12 protein-coding genes are annotated in these 18,543 nt (G+C 60.5%); 5 read left to right on the top strand and 7 right to left on the bottom strand.

The genetic code is table 11. From position 1 onward, the window contains the following. Nucleotides 1–158: 158 nt before the first annotated feature. From AC25BC_RS12470 to AC25BC_RS12455, 4 genes are all read right to left on the bottom strand, one after another. Nucleotides 159–2,957: a metal-binding protein gene (locus AC25BC_RS12470; protein WP_012757957.1), complete on the bottom strand. Its 2,799-nt coding sequence runs from the start codon at nucleotides 2,955–2,957 to the stop codon at nucleotides 159–161. A gap of 381 nt (nucleotides 2,958–3,338) precedes the next feature. After that, nucleotides 3,339–3,725: a GNAT family N-acetyltransferase gene (locus AC25BC_RS12465; protein ID WP_026157400.1), complete on the bottom strand. Its 387-nt coding sequence runs from the start codon at nucleotides 3,723–3,725 to the stop codon at nucleotides 3,339–3,341. A 203-nt stretch (nucleotides 3,726–3,928) separates the two neighbouring features. Then, nucleotides 3,929–6,922 carry an excinuclease ABC subunit UvrB gene (gene uvrB / locus AC25BC_RS12460; protein WP_012757955.1) on the bottom strand — a complete coding sequence of 998 codons (2,994 nt, stop codon included), beginning with the start codon at nucleotides 6,920–6,922 and terminating at the stop codon, nucleotides 3,929–3,931. Between the two features lie 329 nt (nucleotides 6,923–7,251). Further along, nucleotides 7,252–9,042: a glycoside hydrolase family 15 protein gene (locus tag AC25BC_RS12455; protein WP_012757954.1), complete on the bottom strand. Its 1,791-nt coding sequence runs from the start codon at nucleotides 9,040–9,042 to the stop codon at nucleotides 7,252–7,254. 795 nt (nucleotides 9,043–9,837) lie between these two features. Here AC25BC_RS12455 and AC25BC_RS12450 point away from each other — a divergent pair. Continuing rightward, entirely contained in the window at nucleotides 9,838–10,230 is a 393-nt protein-coding gene (locus tag AC25BC_RS12450) for a DUF982 domain-containing protein (protein ID WP_012757952.1), read from the top strand. Between the two features lie 150 nt (nucleotides 10,231–10,380). After that, on the top strand, nucleotides 10,381–10,770 hold the full coding sequence (locus AC25BC_RS12445; protein WP_012757951.1) for a hypothetical protein: 390 nt from the start codon (nucleotides 10,381–10,383) through the stop codon (nucleotides 10,768–10,770). 259 nt (nucleotides 10,771–11,029) lie between these two features. Here the strand turns inward: AC25BC_RS12445 and AC25BC_RS12440 are convergent, their stop codons facing one another. Beyond that, nucleotides 11,030–11,797, bottom strand: coding sequence for an adenylate/guanylate cyclase domain-containing protein (locus AC25BC_RS12440; protein ID WP_026157398.1), 768 nt, complete (start codon nucleotides 11,795–11,797; stop codon nucleotides 11,030–11,032). A 244-nt stretch (nucleotides 11,798–12,041) separates the two neighbouring features. Between AC25BC_RS12440 and AC25BC_RS12435 the strand changes: the two genes are divergently transcribed. Both AC25BC_RS12435 and AC25BC_RS12430 read left to right on the top strand, forming a co-directional pair. Further along, entirely contained in the window at nucleotides 12,042–13,781 is a 1,740-nt protein-coding gene (locus AC25BC_RS12435; RefSeq protein ID WP_128438386.1) for a rhomboid family intramembrane serine protease, read from the top strand. 220 nt (nucleotides 13,782–14,001) lie between these two features. Further along, nucleotides 14,002–16,218: an adenylate/guanylate cyclase domain-containing protein gene (locus AC25BC_RS12430; protein WP_017994447.1), complete on the top strand. Its 2,217-nt coding sequence runs from the start codon at nucleotides 14,002–14,004 to the stop codon at nucleotides 16,216–16,218. A gap of 19 nt (nucleotides 16,219–16,237) precedes the next feature. Here AC25BC_RS12430 and AC25BC_RS12425 read toward each other — a convergent pair whose 3' ends face one another. Then, the gene (locus AC25BC_RS12425) at nucleotides 16,238–16,729 is read right to left on the bottom strand and encodes a YHS domain-containing (seleno)protein (protein ID WP_041935540.1); all 492 of its coding nucleotides are present in this window, start codon (nucleotides 16,727–16,729) and stop codon (nucleotides 16,238–16,240) included. 78 nt (nucleotides 16,730–16,807) lie between these two features. After that, a complete protein-coding gene (locus tag AC25BC_RS12420; protein ID WP_080518550.1) occupies nucleotides 16,808–17,455 on the bottom strand; it encodes an ankyrin repeat domain-containing protein in 648 nt (215 codons plus the stop codon). Nucleotides 17,456–17,665: 210 nt separating this feature from the next. Between AC25BC_RS12420 and AC25BC_RS12415 the strand changes: the two genes are divergently transcribed. Next, a complete protein-coding gene (locus AC25BC_RS12415; protein ID WP_012757945.1) occupies nucleotides 17,666–18,454 on the top strand; it encodes a DUF899 domain-containing protein in 789 nt (262 codons plus the stop codon). Nucleotides 18,455–18,543 lie beyond the last annotated feature (89 nt).

Raw genomic sequence — 18,543 nt, 5'->3', positions numbered from 1 at the left:
GAAGGTTCGTGGGGGCAGCCCTCTTATTCGGAAAGACTGCGACCTTAGGCTGTGCGTTCGGTGCGGTGGTAGCGCCCGCGTGCTCGTTTAAAGGAGCACGCGGGCGCATCCTGCCCTTGTCGCGGGACCCATTTCTGCGTCCCGCCACAGTGTTGTGGCTAGATCAACGCCTCATGCGACAAGCTCGAAACCGACGCCTCGAAGACGTCCTTCACGGCGAGCGTGAAATCGTGGCCCGTGAAGTTTCCGGCCGCGTCGTAGGCTTCGGCGGTGAAGGTCAGGCTATGGGTGCTTTCATAATCGATCGCCGCCTTTGTCTGGATCTTGTTGCCGACCAGCTTGAAGATGCCGTCGGCATCGTCCGTCAGACGCCATTTCACGGCGCCGCCTTCCGGATCGACGGCTGTGAGAAGGCCGACCGAGGTGCCGATCGCGACATTCTCGGAGACCGAGCTGCGCGAGAAGGCGAGCTTGGTCGGCGCCTGATTGACAGGGGCTTCGTTGACGTCGAGGACATTGATCGTGATGTCCTTCTCCACGGTGACCTTGCCGTCCGAAACTGCCACCTTGATCGTGTGCGACTTGTCGGTCTCGTAGTCGAATTCCTTCGAGGTAACGATGCGGTTGCCCTTTATCCGGAAGTGATCATTCGCCCCGTCAATCAGCGTATAGGTGAGGGCGTCGCCATCGGCGTCCTTGGCGCTGAGCAGGCCAACCGTGGTCCAGATCGGCGTGTCCTCTGAGAGGGCGGTCTTCGAAAGCTGGATATTGGTCGGCGCGGCATTTCCCTTAGGCGTAAAAGTTTCCGTGGCGAAATCGTAGACGCCGTCGGCAAAGCGCGCCAATTCGACGTCTGTCAGCGTATCCGTCCCTTCCCCGGCGCTCGTCAGGATGTGATCGCCATTATTCAATGCGAAGGAATAATTGGCGAAATTGCCGGAGAATATTGCCGTATCGATGCCGTCGCCGCCATTGATGGTGTCGTCGCCGGCGCCACCGGTCAATTTGTCATTGCCGGCATTGCCATTGAGGATATCGTTGCCGCCGTTGCCGTCGAAAATATCGTTGCCGTCGGTGCCTGTGAACTCGTCGTCGCCGCTGCCGGTCTTGACGTCAATGCCGAAGGCGTGGCCGTCGATGAATGATCCGAGATCTCCCAGCTCGTCGGAGAGATCGAGGTGGGCGCTGTCCGTCAGTGCCACTGAGGCGCGAAAATCGCCGAAGGGATCGGTCGACCAAACGATCTTGTCGAAGCTTTCGAGCTGCGCGCTCGATCCGGCAACCGACCATCCGGCCGTTTCAAGAATCTCGACGTTCTTGATCGTCAGGCCCTGGAGCGAGCTTATCTGCAGCGTATCGATCCCGGCGCCGCCATCGATCGTTCCGGAATTCATTGGGGCGAATGTCTCAAGAGTTATGGCATCGTTACCGTCGCCTGCATCGATATCAACCACTTCAGAGGCAAGGCCAAAAAGCTCACCATCGGAGATCGTATCGTTACCCGCGCCGCCTCTGATAACGTCGTTTCCAAGGTCGCCGGATATGTGGTCGTTGCCGTCACCGCCATTCAGCGTGTCATTGCCATTTCCGCCCTGGATCAGATCGTTTCCGGCGCCGCCGTTCAGCGTGTCTGCGCCGTCACCGCCATTGATGTTATCGTTGCCTGCGCCTGTCGTGATCGCATTATCGCCACTTGAGCCCGTCACATTTGCGGAGCCGGAGCCCAGTTCGTCGGCAAGGTCCACCGCCCCGGAATCCGAGACGACCAGATTGACCGCGACGAGAGGATTGATTTCGGAGTCGCGGATGACGTCGTAAGCTTCGAACTCAGCGCCGGTCTTGGTAATTGTGGCGCCGTTTGTGTCCAGGATATTCAGCGGAGTACCCGGCTCGGTGCTGTTGAGCGTGAAGGTTTCCGTCGCGAAGTCGTAAACGCCATCGGCAAAGCGCGCGAATTCGACGTCTGTCAGCCTATCCGTGCCTTCCAGCGCGCTCGTCACGACACGGCTGCCATTGTCGATCTCGAAGGAATATTCGGCAAAATTGCCGGCGAATGCCGCCGTGTCGATGCCGGCGCCGCCATTGATGGTGTCGTTGCCGTCGCCGCCGGTCAATTTGTCATTGCCGTCGTTGCCATTGATGAGGTCGCTGCCGCCGCTGCCGTCGAAAATGTCGTTGACGTCGCTGCCCGCAAACTCATCATTGCCGTCGCCGGTTTTGACGTCAATGCCGGAGAAGCCGCGGACAAGGGTCCCGAGATCTCCCAGTTCGTCGGAAAGATCGAGGTGGGCGCTATCCGTCACTACCAGTGAGGGGTCAAAATTGAAGACTGGATCGGTCGATCTGGCGATCTTATCAAAGCTTTCGAACTGTGCACTCGAACCGCTAACCCGAAAATCTGCCAATTCAAGCACTTCGACGTTCTTGATCGTCAGGCCCCGGAGCGCCGAGGCACGCAACGTATCGATCCCGGCACCGCCATCGATCGTTCCCGATATCAGTGGAGCGAATCTCTCAATGGTTATCAAATCGTCGCCGTCGCCGCCGTCAATGTCGACGATTTCTGACTGGAGGCTGCCATCAGGTCCGAGCACAAAGCCAAAACCACCATCAGTGATCCTGTCGTTGCCGTCACCGCCGATCAGTTTGTCGTTGCCGGCGTTGCCGTAGATCGTATCGTCGCCGCCGCCGCCGCTCAGCGTGTCCGCGCCTTCGCCGCCTGAGATGTTGTCGTTGCCGGCGCCCGTCGTGACCGTGCTGCCGCCGCTCGATACCGTCACGTTCGCCGATACCAAGCCCAACTCGTCGGCCAGATCTGCCGCCGAGGAATCGGAAACAGTGAGAGAGACAGGTGCGGAAGGGCTGGTTTCAGAGTCGCGGATAACATCGTAAGCTTCGAACTCAGCGCCGGTCTTGGTAACTGTGGCGCCGTTCGTGTCCAGAATATTCAAGGCCATATATATCTTTCCCCAAAAGATGCGTTGTACTCGGCAATATGAGACATCCCCGAAAAAACTGTTTTATTGCTCGGCGGACGACAACCCCTCGGGGATCTATGCCAATCCCTGATTAAGTTTTCAATGCAAAATTGTGTCTTTTCATTGCTTTTTTAATGAAAAACTAAGGATGAAATACTGGGGAAACGAATTTTAATTTGAGAACTCAAAGTCATGGTTTGGTTTCGTAAATAGTATTATCTTTCATTTTCGGGCGGGATGCTCTCGCGAAAATTGTGTTTTCAGCGGGTTTGTCGGTAGCGCTGCGCCGCGCGACCATTCGCGTCACTATCGCAGGTTGGTGTTTGGCTTCGACTTGTTCAGACTTCCCGCGCGGAAGAACTACACGAGCTTGATGAGTCCTGCCTTCGTCGGCCTGAATCCACAGGCGCGGTAGAAGCTGGTCAGATGCGGTTCGAAATCGACATGCAGCCACTCGGCGCCGCGCTCCCCCGCAACCCGCGTCGCTTCCCTGACCAGCCGCGTCGCGATCCCCTGCCGGCGCATGTCAGGGTGAACCGAGGTGTCGAGGATGAAGGCATGGATGCCGCCATCCCAGGCGACATTGACGAAGCCGACGAGCCGGTCGTCCTGATAGGCGCCGATATGGGCGAGGCTGCGGGAGAGGATGGGGGTGAAATCGCGGTTGTGCGGGCTGCCCCAGGCGGCGGAAAAGAGCGCGTTCAGTTCGGCGGCGGAGGGGAAGGGGTCGATGCAAATTTCTGGCATGGGGAATTCCGTCTGTGGACACGCTGCAAGCCAGAAAGGCTGATCCATAAAATCGCCCATGGTGTCTCCAAAGCGATTGCCTAGACACGCACCCATGGTGTTAGCATCCGAGATTCGTCAACCGCGCCGATTACGAAAGGCGCGGCTGACCCAGCGACACACAAACCATCTTAAACCAGGCCGCCTGGTTGGCCGGTTTGTCGTTACCGCCCCGGCCGCCCAGTCTTCCCCTTCGTCCGCCCCTTGCGCTTCTGCTCGCCCGGGTCCTCATAGCTCCCCACGCCCGTCTTCCCACGCACGACCGGCCGCACGTCATCACGCTCCGGCTGGCCTTCGAGCAGCGGTGAAAACCGCTTCGTGCTTTTGGCGGCATCCGGCTTTTCCGGCAGTGCGCCGGTGACCGGCTTTTCGGTTCGGCCGACCGTCATTTCATCGAGGTCGTTCTTGCGGAAGAGGGTCTTCTTTGTGGGCTCGGCAATGTCGCGGCCCATCTCATCCAGAGCGGGTTTGCGGAAGAGGGGGGTGGTGGTGTCGGTGCCTGGGCCCATGTCGTCGATCGAGGGTTTGGCGAAGTAGGAGGGGGTGGGCCCCTCATCCGCCCTGCCGGGCACCTTCTCGCCGGCTGGGAGAAGGGACTCGCGGGTCGCTTTGGCGTTCCGTCTGACGCCTTCCATCGCCTTCGCTTCCTCGCGGGCCATCGGGTCGTCCATGGCGGCGAGTTCCACGGCTTTGAGGCGTTTGATTTCGTCGCGGAGGCGGGCGGCTTTTTCGAAGTCTAGGTCGGCGGCGGCGTCGCGCATGCTCTTTTCGAGCGCGTTGAGATGGGTCTGCAGGTTGTTGCCGACGAGGTTGCCGCCATCGGCGAAACCCTTGCCCGAGGTGCCCGAGATATCGGCGCGGACGTGGTCGCGTTCGTAGACGCTGTCGAGGATGTCGTTGATCCTGGCCTTGACCGATTCCGGCGTGATGCCGTGTTCCTGGTTATAGACCATCTGCTTTTCGCGGCGGCGGCTGGTTTCCTCCATCGCCCGCTTCATCGAGCCGGTGATCTGGTCGGCATAGAGGATGACCTTGCCGTCGACGTTGCGCGCGGCGCGGCCGATCGTCTGGATCAGCGAGGTTTCGGAGCGCAGGAAGCCTTCCTTGTCGGCGTCGAGGATGGCGACGAAGCCGCATTCGGGAATGTCGAGGCCTTCGCGCAGAAGGTTGATGCCGACGAGCACGTCGAAGGCGCCGAGGCGGAGATCGCGGAGGATCTCGATCCGCTCCAGCGTGTCGATGTCGGAGTGCATGTAGCGCACACGCACGCCCTGCTCATGCAGATATTCGGTCAGGTCCTCGGCCATGCGCTTGGTCAGCACGGTGCAGAGGGTGCGATAGCCCTTGGCAGCGGTCTCGCGGATTTCGCCGAGCACGTCGTCGACCTGGCTGCGGGCCGAGCGGACCTCGACCGGCGGGTCGATCAGGCCGGTCGGGCGGATCACCTGTTCGGCGAAGACGCCGCCCGATTGTTCCATCTCCCAGCCGCCCGGCGTGGCCGAAACGGCGATGGTGTCGGGGCGCATGGCGTCCCATTCCTCGAAGCGCAGCGGCCGGTTGTCCATGCAGGAGGGCAGGCGGAAGCCGTATTCGGCCAGCGTCGCCTTGCGCCTGAAGTCGCCCCGGTACATGCCGCCGATCTGCGGCACGGTGACGTGGCTTTCGTCGATGAAGACGAGGGCGTTGTCGGGGATATATTCGAACAGCGTCGGCGGCGGATCGCCGGGGTCGCGGCCGGTGAGATAACGCGAATAGTTCTCGATGCCCTGGCAGGAGCCTGTGGCTTCGAGCATTTCGATATCGTAGCGGGTGCGCTGCTCCAGGCGCTGGGCCTCCAGCAGGCGGCCGGCCTTTTCCAGCTCGGCCAGGCGTAACCTCAGCTCTTCCTTGATCGACTTGATGGCGCCGTTCAGCGTCGGGCGCGGGGTGACATAGTGCGAATTGGCGTAGATCTTCACCGATTTCAGGTCGCCGACCTTCTGGCCGGTGAGCGGGTCGAACTCAGTGATGGCGTCGATTTCGTCGCCGAACATCGAGATGCGCCAGGCGGCATCCTCAAGGTGGGCGGGGAAAAGCTCGATCGTATCGCCGCGCACGCGGAAGGAACCGCGGGTGAAATCCATGTCGCGGCGCTTGTATTGCTGGGCGACGAGGTCGGCCAGCAGCTGGCGCTGGTCGAGCCGGTCGCCGACCGACATCTGGAAGGTCATCGCCGTATAGGTTTCGACCGAGCCGATACCGTAGATGCAGGAGACCGAGGCGACGATGATGCAGTCGTCGCGTTCGAGCAGCGAGCGCGTCGCCGAGTGGCGCATGCGGTCGATCTGCTCGTTGATCGAGGATTCTTTCTCGATATAGGTGTCGGAGCGCGGCACATAGGCTTCCGGCTGGTAATAATCGTAGTAGGAAACGAAATATTCCACCGCATTGTCGGGGAAGAAGTTCTTGAATTCGGAATAGAGCTGGGCGGCCAGCGTCTTGTTCGGCGCCAGGATGACGGCCGGGCGCTGCGTTGCCTCGATCACCTTGGCCATGGTGAAGGTCTTGCCGGAGCCGGTGACGCCGAGCAGCACCTGGCTGCGGTCGCCATTCTCCAGTCCCTCGACGAGGTCGCGGATGGCTGTGGGCTGGTCGCCGGCCGGCTCGTAATCCGACTGCATGCGAATGGCGATGCCGCCTTCTGACTTGTCGGGCCGGGCAGGGCGGTGCGGCGTCCAGATCTTGCCGTTCTTGTGCAGCGGATTGCCGCTCTCGATCAGCGCCGACAGCGCCTCGACCGTGGCGGTGACGGCAGTGCCGGCCTGCAGCGACGAGGCCTCCTCCAGCGTCGTATCCATGCCGGAGACGGGATTGAGGCCGGCGGCCGCGCGCGTCTTCGGGTCGGTCGAGCCGCCCATGGAGGTGCCGCGCGCCGATTTCGACGCGCTGACGCCGCCGTCGCTGGTTTTCGTCCTGGCGGCGATTTCCACCTTCTTGCGATGTTTGCCGGCCTTGGAGGCGATCTGGCGCTGGGTCTCGACGCCCGAGGTTTCGGCATCGGCCTCCAGCTGCTTCACCCAATCGGCAACCGAGCCTGAGAGGGGGGCTCCCTCAAAAGACGATTGAGGGGCTTCCTCGAAGCCATTCGGGGCGGGGGATTTCTTCGGAGATTTGGCCATGGCGCGAATATGGAGAGAGTCAGCGCGAAAGTGAAGAGGGAAAGAGTACAAAAGGGAAACGAATGAATCGTTCGGATTTTTGAATAGTCTCCCGGTCGCGTGATACTAAGAGACCCCGCCCCAAACCCCTCCTGTAGGATGCCGGGGTCGAGCCACGGGTCTCGACCCGTCCTTCGGACCCCCACAAGTGGGAGGGGCTTAACCTGCCGCGCCGGCTTTCCAAATCCTCAACGTTTCGGAAGAGGCAAGGCGGTGCCGCCGGATTAGCCCCTCCCACCTGTGGGAGGGGTTGGGGAGGGGTCTTTCTTCAGCGGTTCTTACCACACTCATCACGCCGAACGCTGGTCCGCCGGCCCCTCCAGCCGCGCGAGGTTCAACGCACTGTTGATCAACCCGACATGGCTGAAGGCCTGCGGGAAGTTGCCGAGCATGCGGCGGGCGGCGGGATCATATTCTTCCGCCAGAAGCCCGACATCGTTGCAGATAGAAAGCAGCCGCTCGAACAGGCGCAGCGCATCGTCGCGGCGGCCGATCATGCCGAGGGCGTCGACGAGCCAGAAGCTGCAGGCGAGGAACGCGCCTTCGCCTGGCGGCAGGCCGTCGTCCACCTCCTGCGTCTCGTAGCGCAGCAGCAGGCCATCGCGCAGCAGCCTGCGCTCGATCGCCTCGACTGTCGCGACATAGCGCGGATCATCAGGCGGGATGAAGCCGACCATGCCGAGATGCAGCAGGCTGGCATCAAGCGCCTTGGAGCCGTAGGCCTGCACGAAACAGCCGAGTTCGGGATCGAAAGCCTTCTCGCAAACCTCGGCATGGATGTGATCTGCGAGCGTGCGCCAACGTACGGCGGCCTCGGGCTCGCCGTCCGCCTCGGCAATCTGGACGGCGCGGTCGAAGGCCACCCAGGCCATGACCTTCGAATAGGTGAAATGCTGGCGCTGGCCGCGCACCTCCCAGATGCCTTCATCGGGCTCCATCCAGATTTTTTCGAGAAAGGGCAGAATGGCCGCCGCCAGTTCGCGTCCGCGGTGATGCGGCGGAAGCCCGCCCTTGCGGGCCTGCAGCAGGGCGTCGGCCACCTCGCCATAGACATCGAGCTGCACCTGTTCGGCAGCGGCATTGCCGATGCGTACGGGTGTCGAGCCCTCGTAGCCACTCAGCCAGGGAACCTGCCATTCCAGCAGATTGCGCTCGCCGGCGACGCCATACATGATCTGCATCTGCGCCGGGGCGCCGGCGACCGCGCGCAGCAGCCAGCTGCGCCAGGCACTGGCTTCCTCGTAATAGCCGAGTTTCATCAGGGCGAGCAGGGTCAGCGTCGCGTCGCGCAGCCAGCAATAGCGGTAGTCCCAGTTGCGCGGCCCGCCGATCTTTTCCGGCAGGGAGGTTGTCGCCGCGGCGACGATGCCGCCCGTCGGCATGTAGGTCAGTGCCTTGAGCGTGATGAGCGAGCGTTTGACCTGTTCCGTCCACCGGCCCACTTTCGGGCATTTCGCGGCAAAGGATTGCCAGAATTCCTCCGTGTCCGGCAGCGCATATTCCACCTGCCGCTGAGCCGGCTGCGGCATATGCGAGGGGGACCAGGTCAGGGTGAAGATCTGGCTCTCGCCAGCGGCAACCTGGAAGGAGCCGACCGTGCTCAGGCCGCGGCCTTCGAGCGGGACGGCGCAATTCATGGTTAGCCTGTCCGGGCCGGCAATGGCGGTGATGCCGCCATCCTCGCCATGCGTGACCCAGGGAACGGTTCGGCCGTAATCGAAGCGAAGGTTGAGCTCCATATCGAAGGCGACAGTGCCGCTCTTGCCCTCGACGATGCGCATCAGATCGCTCGTGCCATCGCGAAGCGGCATGAAGTCGATGAGAACGGCGGTGCCGGTCTCGGTCTGAAACTCGGTTTCGAGAATGAGCGTGTCGTTGCGGTAGCGGCGCGTGACGCGGACATTTTCACCTGACGGTGACAGCGACCAGAAGCCGTTATCCTCGGCGCCGAGCAGGGCGGCAAAACAGGCGGGGGAATCGAAGCGCGGAAAACAGAGCCAGTCGATCGAGCCGTTCTTCGAGACGAGTGCGGCGGTTTCGCAATCGCCGATGAGCGCGTAGTCCTCAATGGGTACCGACACCGGAGCCTCCTTTGCATAGCAGTCGGGCTTTTAGGTAGAGGCCGTGCGCGGAGGTCAAGCGCGGAAACTAACGGGGCGGTAGGCGTGCCGGCTATCGTGCAAACTCCGGATATCAATTGTGGGAAGACCGCAGCTTTGACTGCCGCGCTCTGACGGATGATATCTCCACTGAAAGCGCGTTTCCCTTGTTCGCCATTGCCCAGGTGAATTCCGACGACCGCCGGGCGTCCGTCGTCGCTCGTGGTCAAGAGCGGACCTCCACTAGCGCCACTGCCGCAGTCGCAAAGGTGGCGAAGCTCAGGACCACCGGTCGGACTGACTTGACACAGGCTGAGGACGATTTGGTTACGGTCGCTTACGAAGCCGGCAAACCGAGCCGGAAAGCGGCGCGCCCTCAAAAGACGATTGAGGGGCCTCCTCGAAGCCATTCTGGGCGGGGGATTTCTTCGGAGATCTGGCCATGGCGGGAATATGGAGAGTCAGCGCGGAGGGAAGAGGGAAAGAGTACCAAAGGGAAACGAACTGTGTGTTCGGAAGATGGAATAGTTTACAAACTTATGGCGCTGCGAGCCGACGCACCCGCCCCGCCCTTCGAGGCCCCTTGCGGGGCGCCTCAGGGTGAGGCTCTCTTGAGCGTTGGCGCGGCATCCTCCAGCGCCGGCTATCGGCTACGGCATGCTCCAACGCCCCTCATGCTGAGGTGCGCAGCCCCCAGGGCGAAGCCTCGAAGCACGCGCCGCAGCGTGGCTGCTGGCAGCCATTGCTTTAGCCTGGAATGGATTACCGGCGCCCGTGATGTCCGGCGGCGATCATTCGGCCCAATACTGGAACCGAGATCGGTCTCCCGCAGTTAGTTTCCCAGTCACTTCACTTCTAGGTGCAACTGCCATTAGCGACCATTCTGCCTTCTGGGAAACCCCCATCTCGATCGACCTTGATACCGGCGAGCGGCTGGTTCTGCGCTCACCGCAGGATGCGCTTTATGCACTCGTCTCCGACTGGCCGGTCAATGGCGGCGTCCACCAGCAAAGGGCGATCGATTTTTGCCGCGCCTGGCTTGCCGGGCGGATGCCGGCCGAGACGGTGCGGCAGGCTTTCATCCTGGCCGCGTTGGAAGCCGGCGTTACGATCAATGATGATGAAGATGAAGACGGGGCCGGAAGCTCTGTTGTGAACCCTTCAGTGTAGGTGTGCCGACACTGATATATCCACGTCACGCGGCCGGCATCCTGCAGTCGCAACAATATTCCTATGAAGTATTGCAAATATTATTCTCGCTGTGTTTGTAGGAATACGCAGCGTTTATTTGCGCTCCGATTCTTTTAGGGATTCAGCTGAATGAAAATGAAAGTCCTTGTTTGCGTCGCGCTGCTGGCTCTCGCCGGCTGCAATGCGCCGGTGTCGCAATCCGTTGCGGATTCCCAGCGTCCTCCCTCGAGTGACGTCCGGCAGAATTTCATCAACATCGTGTTCAAGAGAAGCTACAGGCACGAAGCAGGAGAAGTCGTATGGGCCCGCATTTCCAGCGTGGTGGTGCTTGAACCTGAGAAAAAGATCTATGCTTACTGCGTGCGTTTGGTGGCCAAGCGCGGCTGGGGAGACTGGGCCTACCTCGGTGTCTCCTTCACGGATGGCAAAATATTAGGGGCGACGGTGAATGACGATCGCTGCCGCGACAAGCGGCTGCGCTACTACCCGTTTCCTGAGCTGACCGGCATGAAGACCTGACGCAGGGCGAAGGTTCCGGCCGCGTCGTCGTTCAAGGCTTTGTTGAGCGGCGGCGCGACGGCGGCGTTGGGGGGCGGCACCTCCAGCCTTCTTCATCCTGCGGTGCGCAGCCTGCAGGGCGGAGCAATGGCATAGAGATAAGCCATGTTCGTTTCCGGAAGATTAATTGGCTTGCAATTTGACGAGTTCGGCAACCACAGCGTGAGAAACAGCGGCTGCCACGTTGAGGACAGATAGACGCTGGGAAGAGGTTGGCAGCTCAGCGCTTGGCCAGCACTCGTGCCTGCACCGGCTGCTCGATCCCCTTGAGCACAAGCATGCGGGTTTCGGCGCCTGCCGCAAGGTCGGCGGCCTTCGCGGCTGTTTCGGAGGAGATCAGGATCTCGCCGGCGGCGGCCTGGGATTCGAGCCTTGCGGCCTGATTGACAACGCCGCCGATGGCGGTGAAATCGCTGCGAAAGCTTGAGAATTCGCCGATCTGGACCTCACCGGAATGGATGCCGACGCCGACGCCGAGGGTGCGGCCGGGTAATGCCTCGAGCACCAGACCGCTTAGCGCGGCGGCGCAGTTTCGCTGGATCTCCTGCGCGGCCAGGATCGCGGCGCCGGCGTGATCCTTTCTGACGATCGGAAAATTGAAGATCGCCATCAGGCCGTCGCCCATCTGCTTGTTGACGATGCCGTCATGCGCCCAGATCGCTTGCGCGCAACGATCCTGAAACAGGCTGACGATCTCGCTCAGCTGCACCGCCTCGATGCGCTCCGAAAGATCCGTGAAGCCCCTGATATCGGCAAAGAGGATGGTGGCGTCAACGGTGATCTGGCGCTGCTTCTTGACGTACTGGAAGGAGCGTTCGCAGATCGTGCAGATATCCGGGTTCATCTTGCTGCGCGTGATGCCGAGGGCGCGGAAGGGCAGGGCAAGCGGACCGCCGATCGGGATCGGCACATGCATCTGGTCCCAGCAGCCGCGACAAATCCTGGCGCTGCCGTGCCTGGTTGGCTCACTCGATGAGGCTGTCGTCATGTCGCGCAATCCATCGCCTGATAACCAAGAAATAAGCTTCCGATACTCGCCTGCTTTTTGCAACTCTGCTGATGGTCTGGGGTGACGATGACCTGAAGTATTTCATATCGAATTATGATGCGTTCATTTTGTTGAGGATGTCGAAACCCATCTTGCAAAATGCTATTCCCGGTAGATAAATTCGATCCAGTGTCATCGCCTTGTCTACAAGGTGCAGTCGATACTTTTTTAGCGAGAAGTTTGGATGACGTCTGAAGAATTGCGCAGATCGGAATATGCCTACAACAAACGTAAATTGCTCCTGATCTTCCTGGTTATAGTTGCCATCACGGCAGGAATCATTTGGCTAGGCTTCCATCCACCTGGGGATAAGGACCCTCGTGTGGCTTGGTTCTTCGTGGTGCCGGGTGCAGCGTTTTTTGGCATCCTAGCATTGCTGCTGCTGCCCAAGCTATTCTCCGTGGAGCCGGGACTCGTCATGTCGACGGCCGGAATCCGTTTGCCGAATTTCCCCGGCCAGATACTGCCGTGGTCTGCCATTCAAAGCATTGGCAGAGTCCAGACCAAATATGCGGATAACATCATTCTTCACCTTGATCCCACTGCCGCCAGGACCTTGGTCAGACGGGGGCTGACGAGCCGGCTGCCGGAATGGTTTGTTGGTTCACGCGCCAAGGTCGGCGTTGCTCTGAAGCTCTTGCGGGGCAATTCGGACAGGATATTCGATGAGTTCGTCGAATTGCTGTCCGAAGCTTACGAAGCCGAACGCCAAACCATGCAGGAAGATGGCTCGACCGCCCCGGATGATGAAGACGAAGCGTTGGAACCCGCTCTCAACAGCGGCGGGCATCCTATATTCACCTACATTCTTCTCGCCACTCTGATTGCGGTCTATGCCGGCGAACTAACCTTCGGTCTCGAGCCGCCCGTCGCCGGCACTCCCACCAATTGGACTCTCTTCGTCCTCGGTGGGACGTTTCGTCAAAGCATTGTCGAGCATGGTCAATGGTGGCGGCTGTTTACCGCACCCTTCATGCATGGAGGTATCCTCCATCTCGCGTTCAATTGCGTTTCCTTATGGTTCGCAGGAGGGCTCTTTGAACGGCTGATCGGCTGGCGCTGGTTTGCAGCGATTTTTTTCGCAAGCGCGCTTGGCGGGTCTGTCGCATCGGTGTGGATCAATGCGCCGAACACGATCGGGGTCGGCGCCTCCGGCGGGATTGTCGGTCTTTTTGCAGCCGTGATCGCTGCCAGCTTCCGTTTCCGCTCAGGGCCGATTGCAGATACCCTGCGGATCGGGGCAGCTCAAATTCTCATTCCCTCCCTGCTGCCATTCCTTTCGGCAGCAAGAGGCGGTGAGAACATCGATTATGCCGGACATTTCGGCGGCGCCTTGATCGGGGCCGCGCTATCGTCGCTGCTGTTGGCTTTCTGGCCGAGAGAACGCCCGACGCCTCGTTTCGGCGCGGCGGCGACAGCCTTCAGCACTCTGTTCGTTATTATAGCACGGGCATCGCTTTGGCCGATCAGCAATACACGTCAATTCATCGTCAATGACCCCATGGCGAACTATTTCGCAGGAAAGTACGAGCAAGCCGCGACAGGGTTCGCCATTAGGACAACCGAGAATCCCCCGACGGCTCCCTATTATCATCTCTGGCGCTTTATGGCTCAAAGCCGGGGCAATGATACAAAGGCAATCGCCGATCTCAAGATCGCGGCCAGTAAAACCGACCAGGGAACATGGCCCTATCCCGTTTTCAGTCTCTTTCTCGGCGATTTGAAACCAGATGAACTGATGGCGAAGGCGGCCGATAGCAACCAGCGTTGCGAGGCCACATTTTACAATGGCGAATGGTATCTGTTGGGCGGCAACACCCAGGAGGCGCGCCGACGTTTCGAGGCCGCCTTGTCCTCCTGCCCCACGACATACATGGAATATGACGGCGCGAAGGGTGAATTGAACAGCCTCGGCGTGCAGTAATTCTGTGCCCGCTCGGGCCCGAAACCGACCGGGATCGGGAAAAGGCGGATGAATTCGCCAGTATCGATCACACCGCCGTGGCAGGCGGCAGACGTCTGCTTTATCTGTGTGATCGACAGCATCGCTAAGTTGAATATCGCGAGCGCCGACGATAGCATCGCGGCAGGACATACTGTAGAATATTTTTAGTAATACATTCGCTCTCCAGGAAAGACCGGGGATGGAGCGCCGTCTTGCAGCAATCCTGATCGCTGATGTCGTCGGTTACAGTCGATTGAGCCAGATCGACGAAGAGGGCACCCGTGCGCGTTTTCAGGCGGACCAGAACGATGTCTTCGAGCCGGCGATTGCGCGTCACCATGGCCGGCTGGTCAAAACCATGGGCGATGGTCTGCTGGTCGAATTTCAGAGTGTCGTCGATGCCTTGCGCTGCGCGGTGGAGGTTCAGCAACTGAAAGCGACGCAGAGTGCCGCGGCACTGCCGGAGCATCGGCTCGAGTTCCGGATCGGCATCAATCTCGGCGATATCATCGTCGAGGGCGAAGACATCCAGGGCGACGGCGTCAATGTCGCCGATCGAATACAGGCGCTGGCCGAACCGGGCGGCATCGCCATATCGGGCACGACATACGACCAGGTGAAATCGAAAGTCCCGGTCGGTTTTGCTTCGCTTGGCGAACAGCGGTTGAAGAGCATCACCGAACCGGTCCGGGTCTATCGCGTCCTGCTTGACCCCACTTCTGCCGGTAAAACCCTCACAAGCCGGAGGCGCCTGCCGAGACGCCGCCTCGTTGCAGGCATCGCAGCGGCCGTTGTCCTTGCTCTTGCGGGCGCAGGACTCTGGTGGCAGCCGTGGATGCCGGCAGAACCGCCGGGGCCTGCCGAACGTTTCGCCTATCCGTTGCCGGACAGGCCCTCTGTCGCGGTTCTGCCATTCATCAATGTCAGCGGCGACAGCGAGCACGACCATCTCGCAGAGGGTTTGACGGACGATCTGATCACCGAATTGTCCAAAGTATCAGGCCTCTTCGTCATCGCCCGCCACTCGGTCTTCGCCATCCAGGGCTCCGTCGGCAAGATCCAGGACGTGGCCGCCGAACTCGGCGTGAAATATGTGCTCGAAGGAACCTTGCAGCGCGCCGGGCCGCGGCTGCGGATCAATGTCAAGCTGATCGACGCAGTCACCGGCCTGTCGCTTTGGGCCGAGCGCTACGATCGCCAATATGCCGACCTCTTTGCCGTTCAGGACGATGTGATCGGCAAGATCATCTCGGCCCTGTCGGTCAAGCTCAGCGCGCGCGAGCGCGACCAACTGGCCCGGATCCCGACCGAAAATCTCGAAGCCTACGATTATTACATGCGGGCCGAGCAGGAAGGCTTCATCTTGAGGGATGTCGACACCTATCGCCGGACGCTGTCCTTCTACCAAAAGGCGATCGATCTCGATCCGGGCTTTGCCAATGCCCATGCGGGAATCGCCCGCGTCGCTGTCGATGTCTGGCGCAACGACTATAATTACCTCTGGTCGGCCGCCGTCGCCCGCAAGATCGCCTATGACGCCGCCGGGCAAGCTCTCAAGCTGGATCCCAACAATGCCAGGGCGCACACGGTGCTTGCCCTGCTGCAATGGGTGGATGGACGCGAGACGGAGGCCAAAAATTCCGCCAACATGGCGGTTGCGATGGAGCCGAACGATGCGGAGGCCGCCGCCAATCTCGCTCTCATTCTGGTCCACACCGGAAGCAGCGGGCAGGCGATCACGGAGATGGAAAAGGCTTTGCGGCTCGACCCTTCGCCGGCGTCGAGCTTTCAACTGCTGGCGGGGATCGTGTTTTATACCGCGGGCGATGATCAGCGCGCGATCTCGCTGATAGAGCCGACGCTCGACAGCCTGCCGAAGGTCGAGCCGGCACGCGAATACCTGGCGGCGGCCTATGCCGACCAGGGCAATGAAACCAAGGCTGCAGCGGAGACGGCAAAGCTGCTGGAGCTCTTCCCGGAAAGCAATCTCACCTATTACGGCTATCTCTATGACTACTGGCGGGACGGCGATCTGCAGCGCCATCTGGCCGCATTGCGCAAGGCCGGCATTCCCGAATGGCCCTTCGGTTTTACAGGCAATCAAGCCGACAGGCTCGGCGAGGCAGACCTGCGCAATCTCGTCGACGGCAAGAGCTGGACCGGCAAGCACAAGAACGGCACGGATTTCACCCAGTTTTTCGACAAGGCTGGAAACACTGCCTATCGCAGTGCCAATACCAACATCACCGGTATCGCCGAGGTGCGAGGCGACAGTCTCTGCGAAAAATTCGACGGCTATTTTCTCGACCGGATGGTGTGCGGATATGTTTACCGCAACACGTCAGGTGAACAGCGCGACAGGCCATACGTCCATGTCACGCCGCGCGCCTTGACGTTCTTTTCACCCACACCCTGACGGGTCGGGCGTTGCGGCTTCATTTCGTATCCGGCTGCTGCCAGACGGTGTGCATCTTCTCCGAAATCAGCGTCTGCTGAACTTCGGACCAATGCTTCTTCGAGTCGGTCACCTTGGTCGGATTTTTCTCCATGCCTTCGGCCGCGCCGGGGTCATAGCTCAGGTACAGTTTGCCATCGATGATCCGCCAGGCTTTCGGATCGATATTGGTGGTCACTGTCCCGAAAGACACGCCGTCGGCGCAATAGCCGCCATATTGCGGCGCATATTTGGACGGATCGCCCTTGAAGAGGTCGCGATTTCTAGCGCTGGCGAAATACCAAGTCGCGCCAAGCCAGTGGTGGGAATATGTCTCGGATCCTTCGACGGCCTGGTTTTCAGTGAAATAGGCGACCGGGTCGTAACCCTTGATCGCGACATCGCCGAAATAGCCGGTATTGACGAGTTCCTCGGCCCCCGCAGGCTGAAGCAAGGAAAGCAGCATGACCGCAGCGCCAACAGCCACGCCCATTCGCTTTCCGGATTTTCGCGCATGATAAGACATAACAAGCTCCATTCCTGGACGCGGTCTGTTACCTCAAGCGAAATGCTATTGCCGTTTGGTGCATTCCTTGTAGAGCGGTTCGCCCACAAGCTCGGCTTTCTGGCAAACAGCACCGGCTTCCATGAGTAATTTGGCCGTATCCCAATGCGCCCGCCACCCGGCTTGAGTGAGAGGCGTGTACCCGTTTCTTTCCGTCGCTTCGACATCCGCGCTCTTCGTCAGCAGAAAAGCGACCACGTCGGTGCGGCCCTCTTCGGCGGCGCCGTGCAGCGGCGACATCTGATAGAAATTCTTCCTGTCGTTGACATCAGCTCCCTCGGCGACAAGCCGTTTCACCACCTCCAGATTTCCTCCATAGGCTGCTGCATGCAGTGCCGTCAGCCCACCCTTGTTGCGAACTTCGATGTCGGCGCCGCGATCCAGCAAAAGAACGACGACATCGGCATGGCCGGCCAATGACGCGATAATCAGCGCCGGCTCGCCCGCCTCATCGAGCTCCGACAGATCGGAGCCGTGGTCCAGCAACTGTGTGACGCGGGCGATATCGCCATCCTTGGCCGCTTCGTGCAAAGGACCTGCCCACGATGGGATGACGCCAATGACAAGCGCAGCAACAGTCGCGATAAAAACATTCACGGGCACGATCTCGGTTTGATCAGGGTTCGTATGCGCCGTTTTGTGGTGTTGTAGCACGTGTGCAATTCGTAAACAAGATTACGCTAATGGACGCGCTCCCGGCCAAGACCACTCGCGCACCAAGGCTGCGACCGGCGGGTTCCAGGGAATACGGTCACACTTGTTACTCCCCCTGTTCGATTTCCGATGCGAAACTATCTCAGACCAATGCGCGATGAACCGGGCTTCCAAGCCTGGGAAATCGCCCCAATGAGGAGATTGAAAGCCATGACTGCTTCAGCCGAGAATGGGAAAAGCGGACAAGCCATGCGCAAACCGCCGGTCGTGTCGCCGCAGACCTGGGAGGCGGCCCGCGCGCAGTTGCTCGTCAAGGAAAAGGCTGAGACCCGCGCCCGCGACGCACTCGCCGCCGAGCGCCGACGCATGCCGTGGATGGCGGTGGAGAAGGCCTATGCGTTTGAGGGGCCTCAGGGCAAAGTCAGTCTGCTCGACCTGTTCGATAACAGACATCAGCTCATCCTCTACCGCGCGTTTTACGAGCCTGGCGTGTTCGGCTGGCCCGACCATGCCTGCCGCGGCTGCTCGATGGTGGCCGATCAGGTCGCCCATGTCGCCCATCTCAACGCCCGCGACACGACGCTGGTCTTTGCCTCGCGTGCGCCGCAGGCCGACATTGCACGGCTGAAGGCGCGGATGGGCTGGACGATGCCGTGGGTCACGATCACCGACAGCTTCGACAAGGACTTCGGCGTCGACGAGTGGCACGGCACCAACGTATTCTACCGCGACGGCGAGCGCATCTTCCGCACCTATTTCATCAACAACCGCGGCGACGAGCAGATGGGCGGCACCTGGAACTACCTCGACATCACGCCGCTCGGCCGCCAGGAAGTCTGGGAGGAATCGCCCGCGGGCTATCCGCAGACCCCGACCTACAAGTGGTGGAACTGGCACGACAGCTATGTGCCGGACGCCGAGCCCGACAAGAAATGGGTCGAGGTCTCCGATGCCGGCGAGGCGGCGTTCCGGGCCGAGAGCGCAAACGAGAAACCGTAGGGTCGGTTCGGCCGGATCCTCCGTCCTCGCGGCAGGAGGATACGGCGGTCCGCATGAAAGTCTGGCGAACCGCAGATTTCCTTTCAAGG

The organism is Rhizobium sp. WSM409, assembly GCF_057653825.1.
Note: the sequence above shows the minus strand (reverse complement) of the source record. Positions and strands in the feature narration are given on the sequence as shown.

What these genes read in the sequence shown, in the direction of transcription:
- AC25BC_RS12430 (WP_017994447.1), top strand. Translation starts at nt 14,002, where the DNA reads ATGGAGCGCCGTCTTGCAGCAATCCTGATCGCTGATGTCGTCGGTTAC.
- AC25BC_RS12425 (WP_041935540.1), bottom strand. Translation starts at nt 16,729, where the DNA reads ATGGGCGTGGCTGTTGGCGCTGCGGTCATGCTGCTTTCCTTGCTTCAG.
- AC25BC_RS12470 (WP_012757957.1), bottom strand. Translation starts at nt 2,957, where the DNA reads ATGGCCTTGAATATTCTGGACACGAACGGCGCCACAGTTACCAAGACC.
- AC25BC_RS12440 (WP_026157398.1), bottom strand. Translation starts at nt 11,797, where the DNA reads ATGACGACAGCCTCATCGAGTGAGCCAACCAGGCACGGCAGCGCCAGG.
- AC25BC_RS12445 (WP_012757951.1), top strand. Translation starts at nt 10,381, where the DNA reads ATGAAAATGAAAGTCCTTGTTTGCGTCGCGCTGCTGGCTCTCGCCGGC.
- AC25BC_RS12415 (WP_012757945.1), top strand. Translation starts at nt 17,666, where the DNA reads ATGACTGCTTCAGCCGAGAATGGGAAAAGCGGACAAGCCATGCGCAAA.
- AC25BC_RS12435 (WP_128438386.1), top strand. Translation starts at nt 12,042, where the DNA reads ATGACGTCTGAAGAATTGCGCAGATCGGAATATGCCTACAACAAACGT.
- AC25BC_RS12450 (WP_012757952.1), top strand. Translation starts at nt 9,838, where the DNA reads ATGTCCGGCGGCGATCATTCGGCCCAATACTGGAACCGAGATCGGTCT.
- AC25BC_RS12465 (WP_026157400.1), bottom strand. Translation starts at nt 3,725, where the DNA reads ATGCCAGAAATTTGCATCGACCCCTTCCCCTCCGCCGCCGAACTGAAC.
- uvrB (WP_012757955.1), bottom strand. Translation starts at nt 6,922, where the DNA reads ATGGCCAAATCTCCGAAGAAATCCCCCGCCCCGAATGGCTTCGAGGAA.